Here is a 10573-nt window from a genome sequence, read left to right as displayed (position 1 = left end):
GACATGCGAAGACGAAGACGCGCGCCTTCGACGCCGGCCCTGGGCCGTGCCTGGCATCGGTGGGTGCTGCGGATCCTCCACCCAGCGCACGGGCGAGGACCACGATGAGGCTCGATCCGCGACCGGATGTCGACGACGAACAGGGGCCTCGGCCCGGCGAGCGGGTCAGTTCTCGGCCGCCGCTGGAGTTGCCGATCAAGGCTGCGAGCCCCAGGGCCAAGGCGCGCTCCGAACTGCTGCTCCTGGCCGCGATGGTGGGGATCCTGCTCGCCTGCGCCTTTGCATTCCGCGGGACCAAGGATGGCGAGAAGCTGCCGCGGCCGTTGATCAGGGTGTCGCCTCTGACGATCGCCGATCTGCACCCGCGCATCCGTTCCGTGTTCGTCAAGGCGCCAGGCGACGGTGCACTGGAGATCACACTGGTCCAGTCCGCGCCGATGTACCCGGCGAGCGTGGTGACCGACCTGTCGCAGGATGCGCTGGCAGTGTCGCGCGGCCTCAAGGAGCATTTCCCCGATCTCCACCCACAGACGATCCGCTTCATCGCCAAGGCGCCGCCGGTGACCGCCTTCGGGCCCGGGAAGGTGCCGATTGCGATGCTGGCGCTGGACTTCGACCGTTCCGACTTGATGGAGCGGGTGGCCGTCGCCGACTTCTCGTTCCAGGCGCTCCTGAACCGGGCGACCGGGATGCGCTACCTGGACCCGAGTGCGGCCGGCTACGTGGCCGCCTTCTGCGGCGATCCGGTCGCCCGGGCGGCGACCCTCTTCTGCGCACGCGAAGCGCCCTGACCTCGAAAGCGCATCGGCTGCTGTGCGCGCCAGAAAAGGCGTCGCATGCGCACGGGCCTGCGAGCCGCTCGGTCGCACCCTGCCACGGGCCTGCCAGCCCCTGCCTTCGTCGGTCCGAGTGGGAGCAAAGCCTGTGGAGATCGAAGCCAGTCGGTATGGCCTACACGGTGTGGGCGGACCGGATGACACCCCGACGTGGGTTGCCAGCGGTATCACTCGGGCGTGCACCTCTCCCGCGGCCAGGCAGCTTCAACGTTGCGCAGCCGGGGAGGGGCCGCTGGTCCATTGCCACGCTCGCTCGGGAGACGCCGGATGATCCACCCTCTCTTCAAGGCCGCACTGAAGCGGCCGGACCTCGTGCTTCACCATTTGGCCAACTACGGCGAGCTGCTCAAGTGCGAAGCCGCAGACGCCGGAAAGGGCCTCCTGGTCCAGGCCGCCGCGGGCGTCGCGGCGGCCGTCGCCCTCCTGCTGGCGCTGGGCTTGACAGGGGTCGCCGTCATGCTGGGTGTCCTTCATGGGACCTTTCACTGGGTCCTGGTGGCCGTGCCCGCCGTGGGGTGGCTCGGCGTCATCGTCGGCGCGGTGGTGGCGACGCGTTCCGCGGTCCAGCGGGACATCCAGGACGTGCGCGATGAAGTCGAGCGCGACCTCCACCTTCTGCGACTCGCAAAGGAATTGAAGAATGAATGATTCGTTCAAAGCCCTCACGCCCAAGGACAAGCTGGCGCTGTCCCGGGCGGAACTGCTCGCCGCGATGGGTTATCAGCAAGTCGACGGCACCGTCGGGATCACCGACGTGCAAGCGCTTGCGCCGCCTCAGGGCTGGACCGCCGACGGCAGGTTGGGCTTCCTGGCCCGCTGGTGGCGCCGGCACCCCGCCAGCACCGCGCTGGAGCTGGTGAAGCCCGGACTCGCCCGCTACGCGCATCGACATCCCGCCAAGCTCGTGGCCTACAGCGCATCCGCGGGCAGCCTGCTCGTGCTTCTCAAGCCCTGGCGATTGCTGTCGGTCGGGGCCCTGATCGCGCTGCTGTTCCGTGCGTCGGACCTGTCGGGAGCACTCTACACGGCGTTGCGCTCCGCCGGTCATGCCGCGGAGCGCAGCGCGGACCGGCTCCTCGACGACGCGTCGGCCGGCACGGCCGCCCGTGTCGGCTGGCATCCGTGAATCGACGGGGAGTTTTGATGCAGTCTGGAATTCGTGGTCGATGGCATGAGCGGGTGGGCGTATCGCTCCTCGCCGCCTTGGCCGGACTGGCCACCGCCGCGGGCGCGCAACCGACGGGCAACCGACGGGCAACCCCCAGGGCACCACGGGCCCGGCGGTCGAGGGCGCGAGCGGGAAACCCACCCCTGGGCGGCCGATCCGACAGCCACAGCGCCTCCCCTCGACTCGACTCGCGGCACGGCCCCACGGAAGCACGCACGCAACGCTCCGAACCGCCGGGCGGTGGGCTCGCCGGCGGCTTGCCCCGGAAGAACCTGCAGGACGCGCCGTCCTCGCCGCGAGGCACGACGGGCCAGGGCGCTGCCGCGCCCGCCTCGGCTGCGCCCGCCCCGCGACGCTAGTCGGCGACGGCGCGGCGCATTCAACCGGCGATACGAGTGACTCCCACGACGATGCAGGTTCGCATTCCGGTGGACGGCACCGAAGCGGTCCAGGGCACGATCGTCGCGGCGCCGACGTCATTGCCCGGTGTCCTGATCGTTCACGGCTGGGACAGTGACCAGGCCCATTACCAGATCCGTGCGGAAGACCTCGCGGCCCTCGGCTGCGTCTGCATGACCTTCGATCTGCGGGGGCACGGGCGACGCGGGGACCTCAAGGCCACGGTCTCGCGCGCGGACAACCTGCGCGACGTGCTGGCAGCCTTCGATCTGCTCGCCGGCCAGGCGTCGGTCGATCCCGCGGCCATGGCGCTGATCGGCACGAGCTACGGCGGTTATTTGGCCGCCATCGCGAGCGCGGAGCGCGAGGTGCGATGGCTGGCGCTGCGGGTGCCGGCGCCCTATCCGGACGATGGATGGAACGTGCCGAAGCAGCAACTCGACCGCGCCGCGATCCGTGCCTACCGGGAGAAGGTGCAGCCGCCCGAGTCGGACCGCGCACTGGCGGCCTGCCTGGCGTTCCGGGGCGATGTGCTCGTCGTCGGTTCGGACTGCGACCGACTGGTTCCGCGCGAAGGCATCGCGAGCTACGTCCGCGCCTTTCAGGCCGCGAGGTCGATCACCCATCGCATGATCGCGGGCGCGGATCACGGGCTCAGCGACGAGCGAAGCCAGCGCACCTACGACGCGCTGCTGTCCGGCTGGCTCACCGAGATGATTCTCGGCGCGCGCACGCCAGACACCCATGAGCGGCCCGCAGCAGCACCTGCGCGCTGAGCGCGCGATGGGGTGCCCGCGGCGCCTCGCGTCCCGGCGCGCGCTGCGCCGTCCGACATGCTGGCGCGCCCAGGCGGCTCGACAGCCGCCCATTCGCCCCGTAGATTGCACCCATGCCCGCACGCGACACCCCTGCTGATCCGCTCGAACGGTACTGGTCCAAGCGCGACTTCTCGGTCACGGCCGAGCCTCGCGGGCAGCGGCAGTCCGCCACCTCGAAGGCGCTGGCCTTCGTCATCCAGAAGCACGCCGCGAGCCGCCTGCACTACGACTTCCGCCTGGAACTCGACGGCGTCCTGGTCTCATGGGCGGTGCCGAAGGGCCCGAGCTACGACCCGAGCGACAAGCGCATGGCCATCCATGTCGAGGACCACCCGCTGTCGTACGGCGCCTTCGAAGGCACCATTCCGCCCAAGCAGTATGGAGCGGGCACGGTCATCGTCTGGGACCACGGCACCTGGGAGCCCGTGGGCGACCCGCACGAGGGCCTCGCCAAGGGCAAGCTCGTGTTCCGTCTGCAGGGGCAGAAGATGGCCGGCCTGTGGGAGCTGGTGAAGATCGCCAAGGGCGGCGAGAAGCAGGAGCCGTGGATCCTGTTCAAGAAGCGCGACGAGTTCGCGCGACCGAAGGCCGAGTACGACGTCGTGAGCGCGCTGCCCGACAGCGTGATCGCGAAACCCCTGAACCAGCCCGCCGCAGCCGGGGCGCGCAGCGGGCGCTCCTCCACCACGGGGTCTTCCAAGGCGACCGCCGGGCGCAACGGGGCCCCGCCGCGAGACGGCGTTCCCGGTGCGGTCGCGGCCCCCCTTCCCGCCAGGCTCGCGCCTCAGCTCGCGACCCTCGCCACGGGCGTGCCGGCCGCGGGGCAATGGCTGTTCGAGATCAAGTTCGACGGCTACCGCATCATGACCCGGATCCGGAACGGCAAGGCCAGCCTGATCACGCGCGGCGGCCACGACTGGTCCGCCAAGATGCCGGCGCTCGTGCGCGAGCTCGAACAGCTCGGCGTGGGCTCGGCATGGCTCGACGGCGAGATCGTGGTGCTCGACGCGCAGGGCCTGCCCAGCTTCAATGCGCTGCAGAAGGCGTTCGATGGCAAGACGGGCAGCGACCAGATCGTCTACTTCCTGTTCGATGTGCCCTACTTCGAAGGTCACGACCTGCGCGACGTCGCGCTCGTGTCGCGCCGGCAACTCCTCCAGGCGCTGCTCGACGAAAAAGGAACGGAGCACGTGCGCTTCAGCGCCGCCTTCGAGGCCGATCCGGCCTCGGTGCTGAGCTCGGCCTGCCGCATGAACCTGGAGGGCGTGATCGCCAAGCGCGCCGACGCGCCCTACGCCTCGCGACGCACCGAGACCTGGCTCAAGCTCAAGTGCCAGCAGCGCCAGGAGTTCGTGGTCGCGGGCTACACGGACCGCACGGACGGATCGCCCCAGATCGGCAGCCTGCTGCTGGGCGTGCACGCGCCCGGTGGTGAACTGGTGTCGGTGGGCAGCGTGGGCACCGGCTGGAGTGCCGAAGAAGCAGCCGCGCTCAAGCGAAAGCTGGCAAGGATCGAGATTCCGAAAGCCCCGTTCGCAGCGGGCGCGGCCAAGCCAGGGCGCTGGTCGCGTCGCGCGGCCGGCAGCGAGCGCTGGGTCGAGCCGCGCCTCGTCGCCGAGGTGGCCTTCGGCGAGTGGACCCCGGACCACCAGATCCGGCACGCCACCTTCGTGGCGCTGCGCGACGACAAGCCCGCCGGCGCGATCGTGCGCGAGACGGCCAGGTCGATCGGTGGGTCCGGACCGGTGCGCACCGCAGGCAAGACGGCCGTGGGCGGCATCAAGGTGAGCAACGCGGACCGCGTCATCGATCCGGGTTCGGGCCTCACCAAGCTCGACTTGGTGCGCTACTACGAGTCCGTCGCCGACTGGATCCTCCCGCACCTGAAAGGCCGGCCCTGCTCCCTCGTGCGCGGCCCGTCCGGGGTCCAGGGCGAGCTCTTCTTCCAGAAGCACGACGAGAAGATCAGCATTCCCGGCATCAAGGAGCTCGACCCGTCGCTGTGGCCGGGCCATGGCGCGCTGCTGGAGGTCGCCACCGCACAGGCCCTGGCCAGTGCGGCGCAGATGAATGTCATCGAGTTTCACACCTGGAACTCGACGGCCCGCAGCATCGATCAGCCCGACCGGATGATCTTCGACCTGGACCCCGGTGAGGGCACCTCCTGGCAGCATGTACAGGAGGCCGCGGTGCTGGTGCGCGCGCTGCTGTCCGAGCTTGGTCTCGACGCCTGGCTGAAGACCAGCGGCGGCAAGGGCTTGCACGTCGTCGTGCCGCTCGCGCCGCGCTACGACTACGACACCGTCAAGGGCTTCTCGCAGGCGATCGTGCAGCATCTGGCCCGGGCGATACCGACGCGCTTCGTCGCGAAAAGCGGGCCCTCCAACCGCGTGGGCAAGCTGTTCGTCGATTTCCTGCGCAACGGCCATGGCGCTACGACGGCGGCGGCGTTCTCGGCGCGCGCCCGGCCGGGGCTGGGCGTGTCGATGCCCGTGGCCTGGGAGGACCTGTCGACGCTCAGGAGCGGCGCCCAATGGAGTATCGCGACAGCGCGCGAGCATCTGTCCTTCCAGCGCGAGGATCCCTGGGCCGGCTTCTGGAAGAAGAAGCAGCCGCTGGCCGCGGCGATGAAGATTCTGGGCCATGTACCGCCTCGCAAGGCGCGGGCGTGAGCGGCAGCAGCAGAGGGGTGTGGCGCTAGAGCCCGAGGGGCAGCCTGATCGTGAACTCGCTGCCCCGGTCCTTTCCCTCCGAGCGGACCTGCACGAAGCCCTGGTGCGCATCGACGAGGTCCTTCACCAGCGACAGCCCGACGCCGAACCCGCCCTCGGACTGGTGCGGATTCTCCTGCGTGAACAGATCGAAGATCTCGGGCAGCAGCGCGGGGGCGATGCCCACGCCCGTGTCCTCCACCTTGATCACCGCCTCGTCGACCTCGACGCTGCAGTTCAGCCAGATCAGGCCACCCTTGGGCGTGTACTTGACCGCGTTGTGCAGCAGATTGAACACGATCTGGTGCACACGTTCCTTGTCGGCCAGGATCAGGATCGGCTCCTGGGGGACGTTCACGCGCAGCGTCTGTGCCTTGCGCAGCGCATCGGGCTGCACCACCGCGGCGATCGCGCCCAGGTCGTCCACGAGGTTGAAGGTCTGCTTCTTCAGCTGGAGCTTGCCGACGCCCGAGCGCACGACCTCCGCGAGGTCGTTCATCATCCGCACCATCAGGTCGACCTGCCGCTGCACGATGGCCAACGGCGCGGCGACTTCGTCGTGCGCGCTCTTGCGCTCGATCAGGTGGCTCGCATGGCTGATCGGCGCGAGGGCGTTCCTCAGCTCGTGGGTCAGACGGCTGAAGAAGACATCCCGCTTCTGAAGCGAATCGTTCGCGTGTTCCAGCCGATTCGCAAGGGTTTCCATCTGCGCGCGCAGGTTGGTCCGGTCGCACATCACCTTCGCGTAGCCGACATGGCGGCCCTGCTCGCGCAATGCAAGCAGGCTCCCGCAGACCCAGATGCGCGTGCCGTCCTTGCGCACGTGCCACCGATCGTCTTCCGAACGATCGGCCGACACAGCGACCGAACGCTCCAGTTCCGGCAGGCCGAGCGCACGGTCTTCCTCCGTGAACAGGAAGTCGATGGTTCGCCCGAGGACCTCCGCCTCCGTGTAGCCGAACATCCCCGCAGCGGCGCCGCGCCAGCCGATGATGGCGCCCTGCCGATCCTGCAGCACGAAGGCCATGTCCGGCGACTGCTGCCCCATGAGCTCCAGCGCCCGTTCGGCCGTCCAAGCCTCCGGTGGGCGTGCGGCCACTTCTTCCTGCGCCGGCACCGGGGCCCGCGGGCCGTCTTCCTGTTTGCTCATCGATTCATTGTCGCCAAGGTCTGCCGAGTTTCCAAGGCCGCGCAGCGCAAGCAGCTGACGGCAGGGGTTCAGCCCCGCCGGTTGCCCGGCAGGGTGATCCCGACCGTCCTCACCGGACAGGCGATGCAAGCGCCGTCCTCTTCCCGTGGACCCCCGTTTGTGGCAAGTTTGGGTTTCCTGCGGCCGGATCGCGCCGCCTCGACACGGGGAAATCCATGGCTGCACGTTCCATCGCATCGCTGTCGCTCAGCTTCGGGCTCGTCTCGATTCCGGTGAAGCTCTATTCGGCCACGGAGTCTTCGGAGACCATCCGCTTCAATCTCCTCACGAAGGACGGCAGCCGCGTGAAGCAGCAGTACGTGTCCGAGAAGGACATGAAGACCGTCGTGCCGCGCAGCGAGATGATCAAGGGCTATGAATTCGAGAAGGATCAGTACGTGCTGTTCCAACCCGAGGAACTCAAGGCGTTGGAAGAGGACACCAGCCACGTGATCGACATCGTGGCCTTCATCCCCGAGAAGGAAGTCGATCCGATCTACTATGACAAGGCCTACTTCCTCGCGCCGGACAAGCGCGGCGGCAAGCCTTACAGCCTGCTGCGCGCCGCCATGCGCGACAGCGGCCGGTGCGCGCTGGCCAAGTGGGCCTGGAAGGGCAAGCAGTACGTGGTCCAGGTGCGCGCCGCCGAGGACGGGCTGGTGCTGCAGCAATTGCTCTACGCCAACGAGGTGCGCTCGCTCGCCGACCTCGACATCGAGATCACCGAGCCGACGCCTGCGGAACTGAAGCTGGCGCTGCAGCTCATCGACCAGATCTCGCAGGACAGTTACGACCCGACGATGTTCGAGGACGAGGAAAAGAAACGCATCCTCGCTGCCATCGACGCCAAGATCGCCGGCCAGGAAGTCGTGGCGTCACCGCATGCCGAGGGCGGGGAGTCCGCCGGCGGGCAGGTCATCGACCTCACGGCGGCCCTCATGGCGAGCCTGAAGCGCGCTCCGTCTGCGGCGGCAAAGGCGGGCGCCAAGACCCCGGCGGCGGGCAACGTGAGCGCGATGGGCAAGGAACGCAAGGGCGCGCGCCGCGCCCCCAAGGCCGAGGTGGCGGAGCCGGTGGCAGCGCCGGCACGCAGCCGCGCCAGGAAATGAACGGGAACCGAACGGGGAACTGAACGCCGGGGGTGGATCTGGAATCGCACACGATCCGACGCGTTCAGGAGATGCTCGGCCTCTCCCGCAGCGCCATCGTTCGCCTGGTCGAGTTGGGCTTCGTGACGCCGCGCAGGGGGCCGCGCCGCGCGTACCTGTTTTCGTTCCGGGACGTCGTGCTGCTGCGCACGGCCCATGCGCTTCGGGCGGCCAATATCCCGACTGCCAAGATCCTGCGCTCGTTGCGTCGCCTGAAGGACGAGCTGCCGCCCGAGGCTTCCTTGTCGAGCCTGCGGCTCTTGGCCGTCGGCGGGAACATCGCGGTGCGGGAGCGCGATGCGCAGTGGGAAGCCGAGTCCGGGCAGCTGCTGATGAACTTCGACGCCAAGGCGCCGCTGCATCGCGAAGCGATCGCACCGGCGGCCCGCCCGCTCGCCCGCCCCTCCCCCCGCGCCGCCGGGCGCAGCCCGGCGTCCGCCGAGGCGCTCTTCGCTCGCGCCGAGGCGCTGGAAGCGGTCGATGCGGATGCGGCCCGACGCGCGTACGCGCAGGCCATTGCGGCACAGCCCGACTTCACCAACGCCTACCTCAACCTCGGTGCGCTGCTGTGCGAGAACGGGGAGTGCCAGGAGGCCGTGCGGATCCTCGGCAAGGGCATCAAGCACCGGCCCGAAGAGCCTCTGCTGTACTTCAACCGCGCCGTGGCGCTGGAAGACCTGCACCGCTTCGCCGAGGCGCTGGCCAGCTATGACCAGGCACTCCAGCTGGACCCCCGGCTGGCGGACGCGCACTTCAACGCAGGTCGGCTGCACGACGAACTCGGTCATGGGCAGCGGGCCATTCGGCACTACAGCGCCTATCGGCGACTGTCGCGCGAGACCTGACCGCGTGAGACCGCAGGCCCGGCTGGTCCTGCGTCCATGCCGATCCCCTTGTATCGGGGGACCTGCGCAGGGTTATCGGGCCGGTGCCGGCGCCTTCTGCGCGGACTCGGCGCTCGGGCGCGCCAGAGGCGCGTCCGAGGTCTTCTCGCGCGCCAAGAAGTTGTAGCTCAGCGCGCCTACCACAAGGATCACCACGGCGATGACGACCCACCGCAGCACGCGCGTGTTGTCGCGCTCGTCGCCCTTGACTTGACCGGGGCTTTTCATCGCCGTCCCCTCTCAAAAAACATCAACTTGCCCCGGACTATCAGGACGCGTTGTCGGCGTGCGCCGCGTGGCGATGAGCGACAGTCGGCAGGTGCGACGGCGCCGCCGCGCGCGGGCGCAACGCATCTCTGGACGGCTCGGGGGACCCGCAAAGAACCCGCTCGATGGCATCGAGCAGCGCTTGTGCCCGATACGGTTTCCTCAGGATGACGGCGCCTTCGGTCCGCAGCAAGTTCTGCCGCGGCGTCAGGTCATCGACGTCCATGACAAGAAGGACGGGAAGGCAGAGGGTCCGGAGCCACCGGCCGATGGAGGGTTCGCTGCGCCGCGCGGTGCGCACGTCCAGGACCAGGCATCCGACGCCGCAGGCATCGCGCGCGCTCAGAAAAGCGCTCACACTGGGGAAGGTCGCGGCGCGCAGTCCCGCGCTATGGACGAGTTCGCGAACTGAATCGCGATGCGCCGCATCGTCGTCGACGATGAAAACCGTGAGAGGGTGCATGCCGGTCATGGGACTCTCTGCGCGAGCGTCACGCAGGTCAAAGCAAGCCCGCGCTTTGCGCCGCGTCGAGCACCGTGCGGGTCAGCTCGCGGAACTGCCCCCCGATGTCGGACGACGGCGACGCCGCGAAGGTGGAGGTCCACACCATCCGGCCGTTGCGCGCATCGCTGACGCGTCCCGTCGCCGAGAATCCGGTGCTCCCCCATCCGCCGATCGGCGCGCTCAGGCCGATGCCCGCACCGCCGCCGCTTCCGAAGTTGAAGCCGCCGATCCCGATCGACATGCCCGAGCCCATCGAAGTGGTCGCCGGGGTCATCGTCAGGATGAAGACGGTCTTCGCTCCGGCCGCATGGGCACTGGCCGCGAGCTGGCCTTCCCACTCGCGAGGGTTCATCGCGGTCGTGTCCACCGGGGCGGCGACGGCATTGACGCCTCGGCCTTCGAGCGCCCGCCGCAGGTCGTCCTGGCACTGCGCGCGCACCGAAATATCGAAGGTGTCGCACGCCACGAGGACCTTGCCGTCGCGCAGGATGCCAGAACTGGAGCCGAGGGCGGGATCGATCCACTCGCCCCAACGCTGTGGCGGCGCCGTCGTGCAGCCAGCCAACACGAGCGCGGCAAGTGCCATCACGGCCGTCACGCGCCGGGCAGAGAACCAGTCTTTCATGGCGAACCCCCGAATTTCCGTTG

At 69.0% G+C, this 10573-nt stretch carries 11 protein-coding genes; 7 read left to right on the top strand and 4 right to left on the bottom strand.

Annotated elements, in window-relative coordinates:
- The first annotated feature begins 104 nt into the window (after positions 1 to 104).
- From QTH97_RS28170 to ligD, 5 genes are all read left to right on the top strand, one after another.
- Positions 105 to 791 (top strand): hypothetical protein, encoded by a 687-nt coding sequence (locus tag QTH97_RS28170; RefSeq protein WP_286571831.1) that lies wholly within the window; start codon positions 105 to 107, stop codon positions 789 to 791.
- Between the two features lie 312 nt (positions 792 to 1103).
- The gene (locus tag QTH97_RS28165) at positions 1104 to 1484 is read left to right on the top strand and encodes a hypothetical protein (RefSeq protein WP_286571830.1); all 381 of its coding nucleotides are present in this window, start codon (positions 1104 to 1106) and stop codon (positions 1482 to 1484) included.
- A complete protein-coding gene (locus QTH97_RS28160; RefSeq protein ID WP_286571829.1) occupies positions 1477 to 1962 on the top strand; it encodes a hypothetical protein in 486 nt (161 codons plus the stop codon). Before QTH97_RS28165 ends, QTH97_RS28160 begins: the two co-directional genes overlap by 8 nt.
- 437 nt (positions 1963 to 2399) lie before the next feature.
- Positions 2400 to 3179, top strand: coding sequence for an alpha/beta hydrolase family protein (locus QTH97_RS28155; RefSeq protein ID WP_353655665.1), 780 nt, complete (start codon positions 2400 to 2402; stop codon positions 3177 to 3179).
- A 113-nt stretch (positions 3180 to 3292) separates the two neighbouring features.
- A complete protein-coding gene (ligD, locus tag QTH97_RS28150; RefSeq protein WP_286571828.1) occupies positions 3293 to 5893 on the top strand; it encodes a DNA ligase D in 2601 nt (866 codons plus the stop codon).
- Between the two features lie 25 nt (positions 5894 to 5918).
- Here the strand turns inward: ligD and QTH97_RS28145 are convergent, their stop codons facing one another.
- On the bottom strand, positions 5919 to 7082 hold the full coding sequence (locus QTH97_RS28145) for a PAS domain-containing sensor histidine kinase (protein WP_286571827.1): 1164 nt from the start codon (positions 7080 to 7082) through the stop codon (positions 5919 to 5921).
- 215 nt (positions 7083 to 7297) lie between these two features.
- Between QTH97_RS28145 and ku the strand changes: the two genes are divergently transcribed.
- A complete protein-coding gene (ku, locus tag QTH97_RS28140; protein WP_286571826.1) occupies positions 7298 to 8230 on the top strand; it encodes a non-homologous end joining protein Ku in 933 nt (310 codons plus the stop codon).
- Positions 8231 to 8262: 32 nt separating this feature from the next.
- Positions 8263 to 9114 (top strand): tetratricopeptide repeat protein, encoded by an 852-nt coding sequence (locus tag QTH97_RS28135; protein WP_353655664.1) that lies wholly within the window; start codon positions 8263 to 8265, stop codon positions 9112 to 9114.
- A gap of 72 nt (positions 9115 to 9186) precedes the next feature.
- Here QTH97_RS28135 and QTH97_RS28130 read toward each other — a convergent pair whose 3' ends face one another.
- From QTH97_RS28130 to QTH97_RS28120, 3 genes are read right to left on the bottom strand one after another with little or no spacing between them, the layout of a single operon-like run.
- Positions 9187 to 9381: a hypothetical protein gene (locus tag QTH97_RS28130; protein ID WP_286571824.1), complete on the bottom strand. Its 195-nt coding sequence runs from the start codon at positions 9379 to 9381 to the stop codon at positions 9187 to 9189.
- Between the two features lie 40 nt (positions 9382 to 9421).
- On the bottom strand, positions 9422 to 9892 hold the full coding sequence (locus tag QTH97_RS28125) for a response regulator (RefSeq protein WP_286571823.1): 471 nt from the start codon (positions 9890 to 9892) through the stop codon (positions 9422 to 9424).
- A gap of 28 nt (positions 9893 to 9920) precedes the next feature.
- Positions 9921 to 10511, bottom strand: coding sequence for a hypothetical protein (locus QTH97_RS28120; protein WP_286571822.1), 591 nt, complete (start codon positions 10509 to 10511; stop codon positions 9921 to 9923).
- Positions 10512 to 10573 lie beyond the last annotated feature (62 nt).

This window comes from Variovorax gracilis, from assembly GCF_030317115.1.
Classification (GTDB): Bacteria; Pseudomonadota; Gammaproteobacteria; order Burkholderiales; family Burkholderiaceae_C; genus Variovorax; species Variovorax gracilis.
The sequence above is the reverse complement of the archived record's forward strand: the minus strand, read 5'-3'. Positions and strand labels throughout refer to the sequence as shown.

Excerpts from the sequence above, each read along its gene's own strand:
- QTH97_RS28170 (WP_286571831.1), top strand. The coding sequence starts at position 105 with ATGAGGCTCGATCCGCGACCGGATGTCGACGACGAACAGGGGCCTCGG.
- QTH97_RS28165 (WP_286571830.1), top strand. The coding sequence starts at position 1,104 with ATGATCCACCCTCTCTTCAAGGCCGCACTGAAGCGGCCGGACCTCGTG.
- QTH97_RS28160 (WP_286571829.1), top strand. The coding sequence starts at position 1,477 with ATGAATGATTCGTTCAAAGCCCTCACGCCCAAGGACAAGCTGGCGCTG.
- ligD (WP_286571828.1), top strand. The coding sequence starts at position 3,293 with ATGCCCGCACGCGACACCCCTGCTGATCCGCTCGAACGGTACTGGTCC.
- QTH97_RS28145 (WP_286571827.1), bottom strand. The coding sequence starts at position 7,082 with ATGAGCAAACAGGAAGACGGCCCGCGGGCCCCGGTGCCGGCGCAGGAA.
- ku (WP_286571826.1), top strand. The coding sequence starts at position 7,298 with ATGGCTGCACGTTCCATCGCATCGCTGTCGCTCAGCTTCGGGCTCGTC.
- QTH97_RS28130 (WP_286571824.1), bottom strand. The coding sequence starts at position 9,381 with ATGAAAAGCCCCGGTCAAGTCAAGGGCGACGAGCGCGACAACACGCGC.
- QTH97_RS28125 (WP_286571823.1), bottom strand. The coding sequence starts at position 9,892 with ATGACCGGCATGCACCCTCTCACGGTTTTCATCGTCGACGACGATGCG.
- QTH97_RS28120 (WP_286571822.1), bottom strand. The coding sequence starts at position 10,511 with ATGGCACTTGCCGCGCTCGTGTTGGCTGGCTGCACGACGGCGCCGCCA.